Source organism: Pseudomonas sp. YuFO8 (assembly GCF_035065025.1).
Taxonomy (GTDB): Bacteria; Pseudomonadota; Gammaproteobacteria; order Pseudomonadales; family Pseudomonadaceae; genus Aquipseudomonas; species Aquipseudomonas putida_AE.
The window spans coordinates 43,930-61,516 of sequence record NZ_JAXDEQ010000036.1 but is presented as its reverse complement, the minus strand read 5'-3'; the positions used below and the strand labels follow the sequence as shown (position 1 = coordinate 61,516).

At 62.3% G+C, this 17,587-nt stretch carries 16 protein-coding genes; 7 read left to right on the top strand and 9 right to left on the bottom strand.

The window, feature by feature from the left end:
- The coding region (locus SOP95_RS24865; protein ID WP_323608665.1) for a type I secretion C-terminal target domain-containing protein at positions 1 to 2,679 on the top strand (2,679 nt) is incomplete at its 5' end.
- 77 nt (positions 2,680 to 2,756) lie between these two features.
- Here SOP95_RS24865 and lapD read toward each other — a convergent pair.
- The 4 genes from lapD to SOP95_RS24845 form a co-directional block, all read right to left on the bottom strand.
- Positions 2,757 to 4,697: a cyclic di-GMP receptor LapD gene (gene lapD / locus SOP95_RS24860; RefSeq protein ID WP_323608664.1), complete on the bottom strand. Its 1,941-nt coding sequence runs from the start codon at positions 4,695 to 4,697 to the stop codon at positions 2,757 to 2,759.
- Positions 4,698 to 4,719: 22 nt separating this feature from the next.
- Positions 4,720 to 5,427, bottom strand: a complete 708-nt coding sequence (gene lapG / locus SOP95_RS24855) for a cysteine protease LapG (protein ID WP_274074806.1) — start codon at positions 5,425 to 5,427, stop codon at positions 4,720 to 4,722.
- Between the two features lie 75 nt (positions 5,428 to 5,502).
- The gene (locus SOP95_RS24850) at positions 5,503 to 5,898 is read right to left on the bottom strand and encodes a YbaN family protein (RefSeq protein ID WP_274074807.1); all 396 of its coding nucleotides are present in this window, start codon (positions 5,896 to 5,898) and stop codon (positions 5,503 to 5,505) included.
- Between the two features lie 10 nt (positions 5,899 to 5,908).
- A complete protein-coding gene (locus tag SOP95_RS24845) occupies positions 5,909 to 6,496 on the bottom strand; it encodes a YecA family protein (protein WP_274074808.1) in 588 nt (195 codons plus the stop codon).
- A gap of 329 nt (positions 6,497 to 6,825) precedes the next feature.
- Between SOP95_RS24845 and recQ the strand changes: the two genes are divergently transcribed.
- From recQ to SOP95_RS24825, 4 genes are all read left to right on the top strand, one after another.
- The gene (gene recQ, locus SOP95_RS24840; RefSeq protein WP_323608662.1) at positions 6,826 to 8,952 is read left to right on the top strand and encodes a DNA helicase RecQ; all 2,127 of its coding nucleotides are present in this window, start codon (positions 6,826 to 6,828) and stop codon (positions 8,950 to 8,952) included.
- Positions 8,953 to 9,072: 120 nt separating this feature from the next.
- A complete protein-coding gene (locus SOP95_RS24835; protein ID WP_274074810.1) occupies positions 9,073 to 9,507 on the top strand; it encodes a MarR family transcriptional regulator in 435 nt (144 codons plus the stop codon).
- A gap of 130 nt (positions 9,508 to 9,637) precedes the next feature.
- Positions 9,638 to 10,810, top strand: a complete 1,173-nt coding sequence (locus SOP95_RS24830) for a type IV pilus assembly protein FimV (protein ID WP_323608661.1) — start codon at positions 9,638 to 9,640, stop codon at positions 10,808 to 10,810.
- A gap of 47 nt (positions 10,811 to 10,857) precedes the next feature.
- Positions 10,858 to 11,145, top strand: a complete 288-nt coding sequence (locus tag SOP95_RS24825) for a SelT/SelW/SelH family protein (protein WP_046816858.1) — start codon at positions 10,858 to 10,860, stop codon at positions 11,143 to 11,145.
- Here the strand turns inward: SOP95_RS24825 and SOP95_RS24820 are convergent.
- Entirely contained in the window at positions 11,139 to 12,032 is an 894-nt protein-coding gene (locus tag SOP95_RS24820) for a DMT family transporter (protein WP_274074812.1), read from the bottom strand. The two genes, SOP95_RS24825 and SOP95_RS24820, sit on opposite strands and share 7 nt — an antisense overlap.
- 167 nt (positions 12,033 to 12,199) lie before the next feature.
- Positions 12,200 to 12,958, bottom strand: a complete 759-nt coding sequence (locus SOP95_RS24815) for a helix-turn-helix transcriptional regulator (RefSeq protein WP_274074813.1) — start codon at positions 12,956 to 12,958, stop codon at positions 12,200 to 12,202.
- Positions 12,959 to 13,104: 146 nt separating this feature from the next.
- Between SOP95_RS24815 and SOP95_RS24810 the strand changes: the two genes are divergently transcribed.
- Positions 13,105 to 13,914: a UDP-2,3-diacylglucosamine diphosphatase gene (locus SOP95_RS24810; protein ID WP_274074814.1), complete on the top strand. Its 810-nt coding sequence runs from the start codon at positions 13,105 to 13,107 to the stop codon at positions 13,912 to 13,914.
- A 128-nt stretch (positions 13,915 to 14,042) separates the two neighbouring features.
- Here the strand turns inward: SOP95_RS24810 and SOP95_RS24805 are convergent, their stop codons facing one another.
- Together SOP95_RS24805 and SOP95_RS24800 are read right to left on the bottom strand one after the other, a co-directional pair.
- Positions 14,043 to 14,615: an HD domain-containing protein gene (locus SOP95_RS24805; RefSeq protein ID WP_274074815.1), complete on the bottom strand. Its 573-nt coding sequence runs from the start codon at positions 14,613 to 14,615 to the stop codon at positions 14,043 to 14,045.
- A gap of 18 nt (positions 14,616 to 14,633) precedes the next feature.
- Positions 14,634 to 14,945, bottom strand: coding sequence for a DUF962 domain-containing protein (locus SOP95_RS24800; RefSeq protein WP_274074816.1), 312 nt, complete (start codon positions 14,943 to 14,945; stop codon positions 14,634 to 14,636).
- Between the two features lie 161 nt (positions 14,946 to 15,106).
- Between SOP95_RS24800 and SOP95_RS24795 the strand changes: the two genes are divergently transcribed.
- A complete protein-coding gene (locus SOP95_RS24795; protein ID WP_274074817.1) occupies positions 15,107 to 16,168 on the top strand; it encodes an AraC family transcriptional regulator in 1,062 nt (353 codons plus the stop codon).
- On the opposite strand, the gene SOP95_RS24790 is transcribed toward SOP95_RS24795, so the two are convergent.
- Positions 16,125 to 17,579: a TrkH family potassium uptake protein gene (locus SOP95_RS24790; protein ID WP_274074818.1), complete on the bottom strand. Its 1,455-nt coding sequence runs from the start codon at positions 17,577 to 17,579 to the stop codon at positions 16,125 to 16,127. The two genes, SOP95_RS24795 and SOP95_RS24790, sit on opposite strands and share 44 nt — an antisense overlap.
- Between the last annotated feature and the right edge of the window lie 8 nt (positions 17,580 to 17,587).

Genomic DNA, 17,587 nt, shown 5'->3' with positions numbered 1-17,587 from the left:
CTCACCTACGGCAGCGACCCCGACGCCCCGGCGCTGACCCAGCACGGGACCTTCACCGTCAACGCCCCGGATGGCCTGCAGAGCCTGAGCATTTCCGGCGTCGAGATCATCAGCGGTGGCGTGGTGCAGGGCTTGCCGATCTCGGGCAGCACCTGGATAGGCAGCACCCTGACCATCACCGGCTTTGACCCGGCCACAGGGGTCGTGAGCTACAGCTACACCCTCAACTACACCGACACCCACCCCAACGCCGATGGCGCCAACAGCATCACCGAGAACTTTGAAGTCATCGCCATCGATGCCGACGGCAGCGAGGCGCGGGGGGAAATCAACGTCAAGGTCGTGGACGACCTGCCGACCGCTCGCGCCGATGCAACCTCGGTGGCCGAGGGCGGCAACGTCACCGGCAACGTGCTGGTAAACGATATCGGCGGTTCCGATGGCTCCGGCGGTGGCGTGGTCGGCGTGCGTGCCGGCTCCGACACCTCGACCCCGGTGCATGGCGGCCTGAACAGCCAGATCAACGGCACCTACGGTTACCTGACCCTGGATGCGGCGGGCAACGCCGTGTACCACAGCTACCCGAACTCGGTGAGCGAGCCGGGTGCGAGCGATGTGTTCACCTACACCCTGCGCGATGCCGACGGTGACGAAAGCACCACCACCGTCACCATCGACGTGCACAACAGTTGCCTGGTCGCGGCCAGCGACCAGGACGTGACCGTCTACGAAAATGCCCTGGAGCAGCCATGCAACACCGGCGAAATCGCCAGCGGCACCCTGGTGGGTGCGGTCCATGGGGGCAGCGGCGCCATTACCTACAGCCTGGTCAGCAACGCCATCGGCACCTACGGCCAATTGTTGCTGCACCCTGATGGCAGCTATACCTACACCCTGACTTCGCCAGCCAGCACCACGCCGCTGGCCAACGATGGCGCCAACGTCCTGCACGAAACCTTCACCTACCAGGCCACTGACGCCCTGGGCAACATCGCCACCAGCACCATCGTGGTCAACATCGTCGATGACGTGCCGACCGCAATCCCGGACATTGCGTCCGTGGGAGAGGGCGGCTACATCGGTGGCAACGTAATCTGGAATGACCACGCAGGGGCCGATGGCCAGTTCGCCGGCGGTGGTGTGGTCGGCGTGCGCGCTGGCGACGACACCTCGACCCCGGTGCATGGCGGCGTGGGCAGCCAGATCAACGGCACCTACGGCTACCTGACCCTGGATGCGGCAGGCAACGCGCTGTACCACAGCTACCCGAACTCGGTGGGCGGGGCGGGTGCGAGTGATGTGTTCACCTACACCCTGCGCGACGGTGACGGTGATGAAAGCACCACCACGATCACCATCGACGTGAACAACAGCTGCATGGTGACGGCCCACGACAGCGGTGCGAGCGTCCACGAAAAAGCCTCGGAGCCCGCAAAAGGGGCAGACTTTACCGGGACCAAACCGAACTACAGTGTCTCCGGCGACAATGCCGATATCGCCCGCAGCGCCTTCGTCGCGAATACGGCGGCCATGACCGCGGTCCTGGTGGTCAGCGGAGCGCTGGGTGCGGTCAACGGTCACAACAGCGATGACCTGATCACCGTCAATCTCAAGCAGGGGGAAACCCTCAACCTGGATCACAACCTCACTGCCGGTCAGGTCAGCCTGGAGTACTCGATCAACGATGACGCCTACACGCCCATCGCTGATGGCCAGACCCTTACGGCGAAGGAGGATGCGACCTATCACATCCACATCACCAACATCCCCGACGGTCCGGGCCCAGGCGCAAACAGCGCTGAAAACTACGAGTTGAAGATGACCGTCGATTACTCCGCGGCCAAGGACACTGCGCCGGACCACAGCTACTCCGCCAGCGACCCCCATGGCGGCAGCGACAGCATCAGCTACCAGGCTGACCACATCCTCACCGGGACAGCGGGGGATGACGCGCTGGTCGCCGGCACCGGCAACAACGAGCTGCACGGTGGAGCAGGCAACGACTTGCTCTACAGCGGACCGGGCAACGACCTGCTCGATGGCGGTACGGGCATCGACACCGCGAGCTATGCCCACGCCACCGCCGGGGTCACGGTCAATCTCGGCGAGAGCGGCGCACAGAACACCATCGGTGCCGGCACCGACACCCTGACCGCCATCGAAAACCTGACCGGCTCCAACTTCAATGACTCGCTCACCGGCGATCACAACAGCAACATCATCACCGGTGGCCTGGGTAACGACGTGCTCAACGGCGCGGGTGGCGACGACTTCCTGATCGGTGGATTGGGCAATAACACCCTCACCGGCGGAAGTGGCGCCGACACCTTCCAGTGGCTCAACGGCAACAGCGGTCACGACGTCATCACCGACTTCACACCGGGTGCCGACAAGCTCGACCTGTCGCAACTGCTGCAAGGAGAGACCAACACCGCGGCTTCACTGGATGACTACCTGCATTTCACCGTCAGCGGCAGCGGCGCGTCACTGGTGACCAGCATCGACGTCAGCGCCATGGCCGGCGCCGCGCCGAACCAGACCATCGACCTGGCCGGCGTCAACCTGGCCAGCCACTATGGGGTCATGCCGGGGGCGGGCGGGGTCGTTGGCTCAGCGGATGCGGCCACCATCATCAACGGCATGCTCAATGACCATTCATTGAAGGTGGATACCGTGTGACCTGAAAACCGCAATAAAAAAACCGCTCTTCCTGTGACAGGGGAGAGCGGTTTTTTTTGCCTGCGACCGTCCGCAGATCACATCGGCTGCGGCTCACCGATCAAGCGCCCCATCACGCCAAACACCCCCAATGCCCGGATCGCTTCCAGCTCCCCCTGGGTTTCCACTTTTTCTGCGATCAAGGGTAAGTCGATGCTGTGGGTCGTGCGGCAAACCGCCTCGATGAACAGCCGTTTATCATGCTCGGCATCGATGCCACGGATGTAGGCGCCGTCGATTTTAAGGTACGCCAGCCCCAGTTGCGTGAGGTTGCCGATCTGGCTGAAATGGCCGCCAAAATGCTGCAGCCCGATACGGTAACCGGTGGCGAGCAGGCTGTGGCTCAAGCGTTGCAACGGGTCTGGCGGAGGCAGTTGGCGCTCATCGATTTCCAGGGTCAGGAAGGGCGCCAGTTCCGGCAGGGATTCAAGCATGTCGAGGATCAGTTGCACCTGCGCCTGATCGCGCAAGGTGCTGCCGGACAGGCTCAATGCCAGGGGCATCCGGTTGATGACGAGGTATTCGAGGGTGGCTTCGAGCATCGCCAGGTCAAAGCGCGCCGACCAGCCAAACCGCTCGATCCACGGCAAGAACTGGCCGGCGGCGATCGCTTCGCCCTGTGGATCGAGCAGGCGTGCGAGGACCTTGTGATGCAGCACCTGACGAGTCTCGGCGCATAACACCACCGGTTGAAAATACAACTGCAGCTGGCCTTCGTTCAGGGCAGCGTCGAGCCAGGTGTGCCAGTGGTGTTGGGCCTGCTTTGGTGCGCTGTCGCTGTGGCCCAACACGGCCCAGGGGCGCTCGGGATGTTGCCGGGCTTCGTTCAGTGCCTGGTCAAGTTGATGCAGCACGTGGCTCGCCGGGTCGCCGGGATGGAAGGCGACGACGCCCAGATGGGCGACGGGCATGCAGTCACTGGCACCGGTGAGGCGCAGGTTTTCCAGGGTGGCGCTGAGCTCGGCAGCCAGGCGCGTTGCCTCCTCGGTATCGAGATCCGGTGCCAGCAGGCTGAATTCGCCACCGCGATTGCGCGCTGCCAGCCAGGTGCGCCGTTGCGGTACCTGAGTCAGGCGCTTGAGCAAGTCGCCGACCGCGCCAATCAACGCATCGGTGCGTTGCCCGCCAAGGCGTTGATTGAGCCCGGCCAAATCGTTGAGCTGCAACATCAGCAGATGACCGTCGCCATTTTGCTCGGAGATCCGCAATTGATCGGCCAGTTGTTCATCGAGCAATCGCCGGTTGGCCAGCCCTGTCAGGCTGTCCCGGTAGGACTCGCCGAGCAGTTTTTCACTGCGCGCCGCCTCTTCGGCGAACAGCGTCTTGAGCTTCTCGACCATCTGGTTCATCGCCAGCACCACGCGTTTCAACTCCGGTGTGCGCGGCAGCGTCGGCAAGCTGAGAAACTCGCGTTTGCTGATGGCGTCGGCCTGCCGGACCATGGTGTCCAGCGGACGTAATTGCCGACGCAGCAGCCAGCCACCGAACACTGCACTGAGCAGCCCGCAGAGCAGCAACCAGACGAGGCTTCCCAGTGTGCTGTCCCAGAGTTTGGCCAGGGCGAACTGGGGATTGCTCAACACTTCAACGCGCGCCACCTGTTGCCAGCCACGGGTGATCAATGCATCGCCGCCCTCGGGGCGCAAATTCACCAAGTTGACGAACCAGCCGGGCACGCCGTCGATTCGCTCGGGGACGCTGCGCTGCACCAGCACCTGCCGATTCTCCAGGTGGGTGACGCGGATGTCGCTGTAATAGCCGCTGTCGAAAATCGAGCTGACCATCAACTCCATCATCGCCGGGTCGTCGACCTGGGTGGTCAAGGTCAGGCCCAGGGCGGTCGCGGCGTCCTGGGCATGGGCGCGCAACTGGCCCAGCGTTTGCTCGCGAGAGCTTTCCAGGCTGGCATAAAAACTGCCGCTGAACGCCACCAGCAAGAACAGGCAGATGGCAAGAAACAACTGGTTGCGCAGTTTCATCGAGCGCTCCTTGGCGTGGCGACTAACCGTCGCCGACGGCGAATCCTTCGGTTTGCATTTTTTTCAGGACGTCTTGCCAGCGCGACAGTTTTTTCGAGTCGCCGCTGCGCGGGTGGCCAGGTTTGCCGGGCAGGTACAGGCCTTCGGCGTTGAAGGCATACACCGGCAACAGGTCCTTGCGCTGCGAGGCGGGGCGGATTTCGCCGATCAGGTTGTCGAGCACCAGCGGTTCGGCGCCAGGGCTGCTGTAATAGGTCAGCACCATGTGCGCCTGGTTCTGTTTCAGGGCCTTGACGTAGGTAATGCGCAACTTGTCGCTGGGAATGCCCAGCTGGCGCAGGCTGAAATATTTCGCCAGGGCATAGTCTTCGCAATCGCCCGCGGCCTTGATCAGCGCCTCGACGGGCGTGGCCCAGTAATCGGCCTGGCGCCAGAGGCGGGCGTCGTCCTGGAAATCCAGCTGCTGGTTGAAGAAGCGATTGACCGCAGTTAATTGCTCCAGCTCGGGCAGGTTGCGTTCACCTTGCAGCATTTCACTCCAGGGTTGGAGGCGTCCCTGGGTCGGCCCCAGGCTGGCATAGCGTTTTTGTGCGGTATGCGAAATCTGCGCGAAATCCCAGGCGGGCCAGGCGCTGGCAAGCCCGGCCAGGGGAAAACTGGCCAGCAGCAGCCATCCGCCAAACCGAAGTCGGAGTGTTGGCCATCCTGGACTACCCGGACTGCGCGGCATGACTGGCTGCTCGAGTGCAGAGACCTGAAGTCTAGGTGGTGGTCGGGTCAGCGTCGACCTGCAGGCGGGGGAATCTCAGGACTTGTGCAGGGTTTTCTGCTTGAGGATGTACAGGGTCACCAGCACCGCACTGGTCAGCATGAACGCCCGCGCCCAGGGCATCGGCACCAGGTAGCAGGAGAACAGGATGCTGGCCCACATCAGGCCAATGGCATAGACCTTGCCCTTGAGCGGAATGCCATTACCTTCGAGGTAGTCACGAATCCACGGCCCGAGCCGCGGGTGATTGACCAGCCACTGATAGAAACGCGGCGAACTGCGGGCGAAACAGGCAGCCGCCAGCAACAGGAAGGGTGTGGTGGGCAGCACGGGCAGGAAAATCCCGATCACCCCCAGCGCCACGCTCAGCCAGCCGATGGCCAGCAGCACGTAGCGCAACATCAGGGAGCGGTTGCCTATGGGGTTGTCCATAGGCGGGACCTTAGTGATGGCGTGGCTTGAGGATCGCCGGTTTTTCGTCTGGTGCGTTGCACAGCAGGTACAGCGCAGTCAGGGCTTCCGGGATCTGCACGATCATGTCGTCCATCAGGTTGGCGTCGGCGGCGATGTCGGAGAACTCCGGTTGCTCGTCGAACAGGCCCGAACCGACCATGATCGGCAGGAGCATTTCGCTGACTTCGTCTTCGGCGGTTTCGAACCAGGCTTCTTCGCGCAGGAACACGCCTTCCATGAAACCGATGCACCAGCCGCGCAGCTCGGAATCGTCCGGGTCGTCGCCCAGGTCGAGGTCGCACGGCAGCTCGAACTCTTCATCGGAGGCCAGTTGGCGGGCGATGTGAGCCTTGAGGCCGATCAGCGTGGCTTCGATTTCTTCGCGTTGGGCTTCGCCGCTGTAGTGCGGCTCTTCGGCGAAGAGGGCGTCGATCCATTCACGGTCGGGAACGTCTTCGGAACAGATCGACAGCGCGGTGAGGTAGCCGTGGGCGGCCACGTAGTCCAGCGCCTCGTCATGCAGTTCATCGGCGTCGAGGAAGACTTGCAGGCGGGTTAGTTGCTCAGCGAAGGACATTAAAGGGCTACCTTGGGGAATATTCGATGCGGGAATTCTAGGCCTTCTTGAGCGCTTGGGCCAGCCGCGCGGCATATTTGCCCCTCTTGGATGCAGCATTCCCTGTAGGAGCAGCCTTCGGCAGCTCCAGGGGTTCATCTTCATCCGCTCTTATCAGCGGTGCCCTGCGCGAGGGAGGGCTCGGGTATACTCGCGCGTTTTGTGATGCCCTGCTGGCGTCATGGCTGAAATGTGAAGCGACATGCAATGCGCACTTACGATTTGTCGGTGCAAAGTTGCGGGTTCTGCACCAGCCTTGCAGGGATGTTTCGGTGATTTTTGGAGTTTTTATGCTCGAACAGGCTCAGCGCGTCCTCAAGGACATCTTCGGCTACGACAGTTTCCGTGGCCGCCAGGGTGCAATCATTGAGCGCGTGGCCAGTGGCGGCGATGCCCTGGTCCTGATGCCTACCGGTGGGGGTAAATCCCTGTGCTTCCAGGTGCCGGCGCTGCTGCGCGACGGCCTGGCGGTCGTGGTTTCGCCGCTGATCGCGCTGATGGACGATCAGGTCGCGACCCTGGAAGAACTGGGTGTGGCCGCCGCGGCATTGAACTCCACGCTCAGTGCCGAGCAACAGCGTGACCTGGCGGCACGGATCCGCCGCGGTGAAGTGAAAATGCTCTACCTCGCGCCCGAGCGTCTGGTGCAGCCGCGCATGCTGAGCTTCCTGCAAGGGCTGAACATCTCGCTGTTCGCCATTGACGAAGCCCACTGCGTGTCCCAATGGGGCCATGACTTCCGCCCGGAATACCTGCAACTGGGCCAGTTGGCGGAACTGTTCCCCGACGTACCGCGCATCGCCCTGACCGCCACCGCCGACAAGCGAACCCGGGAAGAGATCGTCACCCGCCTGCACCTGCAGAATGCCGAGCGCTTCCTGTCGAGTTTCGACCGGCCGAACATTTTTTATCGCATCGTGCCCAAGGAGCAGCCGCGCAAGCAGTTGCTGGCGTTCCTCACCGAGCGTCGCAGCGATGCCGGTATCGTCTATTGCCTGTCGCGCAAGAAAGTCGAGGAAGTGGCGACCTTCCTCAGCGAGCAAGGCTTCCCGGCGCTGCCGTATCACGCCGGCCTGCCCAACGACCTGCGGGCCCACAACCAGAAACGCTTCCTCAACGAGGAAGGCCTGATCATGGTCGCTACCGTGGCCTTTGGCATGGGCATCGACAAGCCCAACGTGCGCTTTGTCGCACACCTCGACTTGCCGAAGTCGCTTGAGGCCTATTACCAGGAAACCGGGCGCGGCGGCCGTGACGGTCTGCCCGCCGATGCCTGGATGGCCTATGGCCTGCAGGACGTGGTGATGCTCAAGCAGATGCTGCAGAACTCCGAAGGCGACGAGCGCCACAAGCGTCTGGAGCAACACAAGCTCGATGCCATGCTCTCGCTGTGCGAGGAAACCCGCTGCCGTCGCCAGACGCTGCTGGCCTACTTTGACGAAGACATGCCAGAGCCCTGCGGCCATTGCGACAACTGTGTCGATGGCGTGCAGACCTGGGACGCCACCGAACCCGCCCGTCAGGCCCTTTCGGCGATCTACCGCACCGGCCAGCGCTACGGCGTCGGGCACCTGGTGGATGTCCTGCTGGGCAAGGACAACGAAAAGGTGCGCAACTTCGGGCACCAGCACCTTTCGGTGTACGGGGTCGGCAAGGCGATGGCCGAAGGCGAGTGGCGTTCGCTGTTCCGCCAGTTGGTGGCTCGCGGCCTGGCCGACATCGACCTGGAAGGCTACGGCGGCCTGCGCCTGAGCGACACCTGCCGTCCGCTGCTCAAAGGCGAAGTGACCCTGGAACTGCGTCGCGACCTGAAGGCGCAAACCACTGCCAAGAGCAGCAAGAGCCAGGCGAGCCAGCTGGTGCGTGGCGAAGAGCGCGAACAGTGGGAAGCCCTGCGTGCCCTGCGGCGCAAGCTGGCCGAAGAACACGGCGTACCGCCGTACGTCATTTTCCCCGACTCGACCTTGCTGGAAATGCTGCGCAGCCAACCGACCTCGCTGGCGCAAATGGCCCGGGTCAGTGGCGTCGGCGCCCGCAAGCTGGAGCGTTATGGCGAGGCGTTCCTCGAAGTGCTCGGTGGCCAGGTCGAGGCACCGAAAGTTGTCGCAGACCTGCGCCACGAGCTGATCACCCTGGCCCGTGCCGGCATGACGCCGTTGCAGATCGCCGGTCAGTTGCAATGCTCGGAAAAGAACGTCTACACCCTGCTCGCCGAGGCGATCGGCAAGCAGCAGTTGTCGCTGGAGCAGGCGCTGGACTTGCCGGAGGACTTGATGGGCGAAGTCCAGGACGCGTTCCTCGACGGAGAGGGCGAACTGCCGCCGGTAGCGGAAATTTCCGCGCTGTTCGCAGGGAGGGTGCCCGAAGGGGTCCTGTACTGTATTCGGGCGGCTTTGCAGTCCGAATTCGAACTTTGAATGACCAGCCTCATTGATGTAACGATTCAGTACAGAACAAGCCTTGCCTCCAGCCAAGGCTCATGCTTAGCTGACTAATTATTAGTATTTCTCTTATTTCAGTCTGATCATGAGTGTTTTATGTCGTTGACCGATCAACACCGTTTTGGCATGCAGTTGGCACAAATGTCCCGTGGCTGGCGCGCCGAGCTCGACCGCCGCCTTGCCGGACTTGGCCTGTCCCAGGCCCGCTGGCTGGTGCTGCTGCACCTGGCGCGCTTCGAGCAAGCCCCGACCCAGCGTGAGCTGGCGCAAAGCGTCGGCGTCGAGGGGCCAACCCTGGCGCGGCTGCTCGACAGTCTGGAAAGCCAGGGCCTGGTGCAACGCCAGGCGGTGGTGGAAGACCGTCGGGCGAAAAAAATTGTGCTTTGCGCGCCGGCGCTGCCCCTGATCGAACAAATTGAAACCATTGCCACCCAGCTGCGTCATGAACTCTTCGAAGGTGTCGATGAGGCGGACGTAAAGGTCTGCATGCGTGTTCACGGGCACATCCTCGCCAACCTCGAAAAATCCTGAGACACAACCTCCCGCCCAGGCTTTTGAGCCAGGGCATTGGGCGGACTATAAGAACTAGTCGGCAATATCGTGTTCGTACCGCAGGTGCGAACACGTGCAGATTGGTTTTTGGTTTACCTAAGGGATGTTCATGCTCCAGAGTCGGCTATTGGTTGTACGGTTTGGCGCCAGGCTGTTGCTGGCCTGTGCCGCTGTTACTTATTCGGCCTGGGTGCCGGCGTTGGGCCTCGGTGAAATCACCCTGCACTCGGCACTGAATCAGCCGCTGCGCGCGGAGATCGCCCTGGTGGATGCCGCCGCAGTGGCTGAGGGCGAGCTGTCGGTCAGCCTGGCGACGGCGGACGAGTTCAGCCGCGCCGGCGTCGAGCGCGTGGCCTTCCTCAACGACCTGACATTCACGCCCATCCTGCGGGGCAATCGCAGCCTGGTCCGGGTCAGCTCCAACAAACCGGTCAAGGAACCCTACCTGGATTTTCTGGTGCAGCTCGACCAGCCCAATGGCCGCGTGTTGCGCGAGTACACCGTGCTGATCGATCCTCCAGGTGCGGAAAACCTGGCACCGATCAGTGATGAACCAGCGGTGAACCGTCCCTCTTCAGCATTCCCGAGTGTCGAGCCGGCAGTCGCACCATTACCTGCACGCACGGAATCGGCGGCAAGGCCTGTCGCCGATCCCCTGGCTGAACAACTGGCCGCCAGCGTCCTGCACAACCAACAGTTGCAGGCGAGCGTCGATGAACTCAACGTGAAACTTCAGGCCAGGGACGAGCAGATCGCCGTTGAGAAAAAGCAGGTCGCCGAGTTGCAAGCCCGATTGGCCGAGGTCAAGCAGGCACCCACGGAGCCTGTTGCGTCGGTTGACGTGGCGCCAGCGCCAGTGGCGGAGCCTGGGTCGAACTGGCTAGCGATCGGAGGGTTGCTGGCGCTGGTGGCGTTGGCGTTACTGCTGGTGCGGGTTCGTCGGCAAAGACAGCAGGACCAGGTATCGCTGGAACCATCGCAACCAGACCCGCAGCCCGATGGGCAGAGCCTTCAGGAAGTGCCCGTCCGCCAATCGCCATTGCAACCTCTTGCGCCGGTTGTGCTTGCAGCACCGGTACTTTTGCCCCTGGTGACGCCATCGCCGCCATTACCCTTCGATGAGTTCCAGCTGAATCTGGACGACTTGTCGATGGAAACGAACTGGGATCTGGGCCCGATGGACCCTTCTCCTACCGCCGAGCAGCCGCCGAAAGCGCCAGCGCTGCCCGAGGCTGAGATTGAATGGGTAATCGAACCCGCCGAACCGGTTAACAGGCAATAAACACCGTTATCATGGTGGCGCCCTCTGCCTCAGGAGTTTCGCCGATCATGACCGCCAGCAAACCGGAAATCGTCATCACCTATTGCACCCAATGCCAGTGGCTGCTGCGTGCGGCCTGGCTCGCCCAGGAGCTGCTCAGCACCTTTGGCGATGACCTGGGCAAGGTGTCCCTGGTGCCCGGCACGGGTGGGGTCTTTCACATTTTCTGTGACCAGGTGCAGCTCTGGGAGCGCAAGGCTGATGGCGGTTTCCCCGAGGCCAAGGTGCTCAAGCAGCGGGTCCGCGACCAGATCGATCCGGACCGCGACCTGGGGCACAACGATCGCACTCAGTGAGACACCGCCTCGGCGGCAACGGTTTTCTTGCTCGCACCACTCGATAGCCTGCTGGACACCACGATCGCGACGATGATCAATGCGCCACCCAGCAGCATGCGCAGGGTCGGGTTTTCATCGAACAGCAGCCAGGCGATGGTGATCCCGTAGACCGGCTCCAGGGCGAAGACCACGGCGGCGGTCCGTGCCTTGATCACCGCCAGGCTGGCGACAAACAGGCTGTGGGCGACGCCGGTGCAGAACACCCCGAGCAGGCCGATCCACAGCCAGTCGATGGCGCGCACTTCACTCAGGTGCGGGGCTGCGGCTGGCAGCAGGCACAATCCGACCACCACGTTCTGGCACAACGCCGCCTGCACCGGCGGGATGCGCGCGGAGCTGGCGCGGTTGGTCAGCGACAACAAGGAAAACAGCAAGCCCGAGGCGATCGACCAGAGCAGGCCGGTGGTGGCGCCACTGCCCAGATCGAACGCAGGCGTGACCAGCACCAGCCCGACACTCACCAGCGCCACCAGCAGAATTTCATTGGCGCGGATGCGCTCACGGAAAATCAGCCCTTCAAGGATCACGGTAAAGGCCGGGAAACTGGCAAAACCCAGGGTCGCGATGGCAACGCCGGCGACCTTCACCGAGATGAAGAAACTCACCCAGTGCCCGGCCAGCAGCAAGCCGCTGAGCAGCAGTCGGCGCACATCCACCGCTTCGAGTCTTCGCCAACGGCTTTGGCTGGCAAAGCGCGCAAAGAACGCCAGCGCCAGCACCGCGAACGCCGCCCGGCCGAAGACGATGATCGCCGGCGAAGCGGCGGCGAGTTTGCCGAATACGCCGGTCAGGCCGAACATCAATGCGCCGATATGCAGGGCGCCCAAGGCGGTACGGGGAGTCATGGCAATCCTTGATAAACGTGGCCGACAACACCGCCGACCCTTGTAGGAGCTGCCGCAGGCTGCGATCTTTTGATCTTTATCCTGAAAGCAAGATCAAAAGATCGCAGCCTGCGGCAGCTCCTACATTGAACGTGTAAACGAACCCTGTGTCTGTCGCCAGACTCGCGTCATTTGTCGCCAGCCTCGCGCCGCAATCTACCCGGCGATGCGCCGAACTCGCGCAGCACCGCTGCGGCAAAGGCACTCTGGGAGCTGTAGCCGACCCGACAGGCAATCTCGCCAATGGGCAGCGCCGAATTGCGCAGCAGTCCCACGGCCTTGTGCAGGCGTCGGCTGCGGATGTAGTCCATCGGCGTCTGCCCGCATTCGGCCACGAACCGGGCATGCAAACGGGCACTGGAAAGACCGGCCACGCGCGCCAGGTCGGCGACTTGCAGCGGGTAGGCGGCGTATTGGTCGATGTGTGCATTCAGGGCGGCGTAGGGCAGGCGCCGGCCGCCGACCGAGTCGGGCCTGGCGTTGTTGAGGCTCGCCAGCAACAGCACCGCGCCCTGTTGCGCAATGACCGGATCATCGACCGGGCTGTTGGCCAGCCACTCGACCAACTGGCTCTGTCCCGCATCCAGCGACAAGCGGCCGGCGTTGTCGAGCAGGCGTCGACTGGCATCGGCATGATCGCCCAGGGACTGGCCAAGCCATTGATCGCCGGGCACGTCGAGGACCAGGCAGCGGCTGCCGTTGGGGCTGCCGCAGGCATGATGAAAGCCGCCCGGAATCACCACGAAGCTTTGCTGGACCACCTGGCTGCCATGCCCGTCGACTTCGAAATCCAGCGCACCCGACAGCCCGAACACCAGTTGCGCATGCTCATGGCTGTGGACGATCAGGTCGTGGGTGTACTGGCGCAGGGTGAGGATCGGTCTCATCTCGGCTCTCGTTGCAGGGTTGATGCGTCAGGTCGCAGTCTACACCGACACCACCTGCGCGCGCTGTCACAGGACTGACTCGGCGCTGTCATGGGCCATTAACCCGGACGCGGCAAGCTTGCCAAAACTTGTCCTGAGGGTTGCCCATGACCAGCGCCGAGCTCGCCAAACCCAGTCGTAAGCAACGTGTGCGCACCCTGTGGATTTCCGATGTGCATCTGGGCACCCGCGATTGCCAGGCCGAGCATCTGTCGCAGTTCCTCAAGGGTTATCACGCGGACAAGGTCTACCTGGTCGGCGACATCATCGACGGCTGGAAACTGCGCGGCGGCATGTATTGGCCCCAGGCGCACACCAACGTGATCCGCCGCCTGTTGACCATGAGCAAGCGCGGCACCGAGGTGATCTACGTCACCGGCAACCACGACGAATTCCTGCGCCGCTATTCGAAGCTGATCCTGGGCAACATCCAGCTGGTGGACGAAGCGGTGCACGTGACCGCCGATGGCCGACACTTGCTGGTGATCCACGGCGATCAGTTCGATGTGATTACCCGCTACCATCGCTGGCTGGCGTTTCTCGGCGACTCGGCCTACGAATTCACCCTGACCCTCAACCGCTGGCTCAACCACTGGCGCGCCCGATACGGCTACGGCTACTGGTCGCTGTCGGCGTACCTCAAGCACAAGGTGAAAACCGCGGTGAGCTTCATCAGCGATTTTGAAGAAGCCATCGCCCACGAGTGCGTCAAGCGCGAACTCCACGGCGTGGTGTGCGGCCATATTCACCATGCCGAGATTCGCAAGGTGGGCGGGGTCGACTACCTCAATTGCGGCGACTGGGTGGAGTCGTGCACGGCGCTGATCGAGCATTGGGATGGCACGATCGAGTTGTATCGGCTGGCCGATGCGCAGGAGGCGCAATTGAAGGCAGTTAAAATGGCAGAGCCTGCGTAGACAGGTCCGGCGCCTTCGCTGTAGGAGCAAGCTTGCTCGCGATGGAATTCAACGATGACGCGGGAAACCAGACACCCCGCGGCGACCTCAGGTTTTTCGTCGGAACGCCGCCCGGAGCAAGCTCGCTCCTACATCGCCGCCTTGTAGATCGAGTTCTTCGGCTGCGCAAACAACCGTTCCATCATCGGCTCGAAGAAACTCAACGGCAGCGTGTCATACGCCGGGTCAAACGCCGCCGCATCGTATTTGGCGCAGAATTCGATGGTGGCCTGATACTGCGGGTGATCGCAGAATTGCTCGCGCAGATGCCGGTCCATGCCCAGGTGATGGAAGAAGTAGTAGCCCTGGAAAATCCCGTGTTTTTCCACCATCCACAGATTCTCGGCGCTGACAAACGGCTTGAGGATGGCCGCGGCGATGTCCGGGTGGTTGTAGGAACCCAGGGTGTCGCCGATGTCGTGGAGCAAGGCGCAGACCACATACTCTTCATCGCGGCCATCGCGCCAGGCACGGGTGGCGGTTTGCAGCGAGTGGGTCAGGCGGTCCACGGGGAACCCGCCGAAATCACCTTCGAGCAGCTTCAGGTGCGCCGCGATCCGAATCGGCAATTGGCGAGCGTAGGCGCTGAAGTCCGCGGCGATGATCGCCCAGTCTTCCTGCGTACCATCCTTCATGTGGGTAAAACGGGCATTGGCATTCATCGGCAATCCTCTGCTGATCTAGAACGGCACGCGTCCCAGGATCATGTCGCGATACATGACGAAATCGCCGAGAAGGCTGTAGAAAGGGTGCTGAAAGGTTGCAGGACGATTCTTCTCGAAGAAGAAATGGCCAACCCAGGCGAAGCTGTAACCCGCCAGCGGCAATACCCACAACAAGGTCCAGGCGCCACGACCGACGGTCAGCGCCAGAATGAAAATAACCAGCGTGGTGCCGATGAAGTGCAATCGTCGGCAGGTACTGTTGCTGTGTTCGCTGAGGTAATACGGATAAAACTCAGCGAAGCTATTGAAACGCTTGATGTTTTCCACGACCGCGATCTCTGTGGTTATTGTTCTGGCTGCAACTTGTTCTGCGGGTAGCTTATTTGAGTCTAGAGTGATCATTGGCGCGAGCCAGTGACAATAGGCGCCACTTTAGTATCCTTCGGAAAATTTGCCGCGACAGACGGCTCACCAAGACAGTAGACGCCATGAGCGAACGAACGACTTCTGCAAGCTGGGCGATGGGGATTGTCAAAGCACTGGAAATGGACGGCCTGGATTGCCGGGTTCTGTTCAATCAACTGGGGCTCGACTACGCGGCACTGGATGATCCGGATGCGCGCTTCCCGCAAGATTCCATGACACGACTGTGGCAACGGGCGGTTGAACTGTCCGGCAACCCGGCGATTGGCCTGAACATGGGCAAGGTGGTGCGACCGGCACAGTTCCATGTGACTGGTTACGCCTTGATGTCCAGCCAGACCCTGGCCGAAGGCTTCAGGCGACTGGTGCGTTACCAGCGGATCATCGCCGAAAGCGCCGACCTGAGTTTTCGCCTGCTGGATGAGGGCTATGCGCTGATCCTGACGGTGCACGGCGACCATTTGCCGCCGACCCGGCAAAGCGCCGAAGCCTCGTTGGCCTGCGCCCTGGCACTGTGCGGCTGGTTGACCGGACGCACGCTGCACCCGCGCAAGGTGCTGGTGCAGGGTGATCAACCGGCCGATCTCGAACCCTATAAACAAGCCTTCCATGCGCCGCTGGTGTTCAACGCGCCCTACGATGCGTTGATATTTGAACGCGCGGACATGGAAGCACCGCTGCCGACGGCCAACGAGGCCATGGCGCTGTTGCATGACCGGTTTGCCGGCGAATACCTGGCGCGGTTTTCCGAGAGTCGGGTCACGCACAAGGCGCGCCAGGTGCTGTGCCGTCTGCTGCCCCAGGGCGAACCCAAGCGCGATGCCGTGGCGCAGACGCTGCATTTGTCGCAACGCACCTTGCAACGGCGTCTACAGGAGGAGGGCACGAGTTTTCAGACGTTGCTCGACGACACCCGTCGTGAACTGGCCGAGCAGTACCTGGCGCAACCGAGCATGACCCTGCTGGAAATCGCCTACCTGCTGGGGTTCGCTGATCCGAGCAATTTCTTCCGCGCTTTCCGCCGCTGGTTCGACACCACGCCCGGCGAGTACCGGGCGCGCCTGATGGAAACGCCGGCGCCGGTCAGTGACGCCAGAACGCCGGTATACACAGCACAAACACGGTAATGATCTCCAGTCGGCCCAGCAGCATACCGAACGAGAGAATCCACTTGGCCGCGTCCGGCAGGGAAGCGAAGTTGCCTGCCGGGCCGATGGTCTCGCCCAGCCCCGGGCCGACGCCGGACACGGTGCTGGCGGCGCCGGTCAGGGCGGTCATCCAGTCCACCCCGAGCAGTGACAGCAACAACGCGATCACGCAGATGGTGATGGCGAAGAAGAACGAAAAGGTCAGGATCGAACGCACGATCTCTTCATCGAGGCGGTGGCCGTTGTACTTCTGCTTGATCACCGCACGGGGGTGGATCAGCTGGTTAAGGTTGGCCTTGAGCAGGATGTAGGCGACCTGGAAGCGGAAAATCTTGATCCCGCCGGCAGTCGAACCAGAGCAACCGCCGACGAAACCCAGATAGAAGAACAGCATCAGCGAGAAATTGCCCCACAGGCTGTAGTCCCCCAGCGCGAAACCGGTGGTGGTGACCACCGACGTCACGTTCAGCGCCACATGCCGCAACGCCTCCAGCCAATGCAGCTGGGTGGTCCACCAGTACCAGGTGCCAAGTACCAGCCAGGTCACCAGCAACATGCCGAGCAAGCCCTGGACCTGCTGGTCCTTGATCAGCGCCCGGCGGTTACCGCGCAGGGTCGCCACGTACAGGGTGAACGGCAGGCTGCCGAGAATCATGATGACGATGGCCACCCAATGCACCGCCGGTTGCGTCCACTTGGCCAGGGACTGGTCCGAGGTCGAGAACCCCCCGGTGGAAATCGCCGACATCGCATGGTTGATCGCATCGAACGGGCTCATCCCGGCCCACCAGAAGGCCAGGCTGCCGAAAATGGTGATGCCGACGTAGGCCGCCACGATCAGGCGCGCCACCATGTGCGAACGGGGCATGACTTTTTCAGAACGGTCCGAGGACTCGGTCTGGAACAGCCGCATGCCACCGATGCGCAGCAGCGGCAGGATCGCCACCGCCATGCCGATAAACCCGATGCCGCCGATCCAGTGCAGCAGCGAGCGCCACATCAGGATGCCGGGGGACATGTCGTCCAGGTGGTTGAGCACCGTCGAACCGGTGGCGGTGATCCCGGACATGCTTTCAAAGAACGAGTCGGTGTAGCTGATGTGCTGGGTCAGCAGGAACGGCAGCGCGGCGAAGATACACACCACCAGCCAGCTGCTGACGGTCAGCAGGTACATGTCCCGTGGTCGCAGATGGACATGCTCGGGGCGCCCGGGAATGACCAGGGCGAGGCCGGCGACAAAGGTGATCATGCTGGCCCAGAGGAACGACGGCAGGTCGCCGGTGCGATCGAAGATCACCAGCGTGGCCATGGGCACGACCATGGCGATGGCCAGGGTTATCAGGAAAATGCCGATGATGAAACCAATGAGACGTAAGGTCGGCAACGCCATGAAATCCG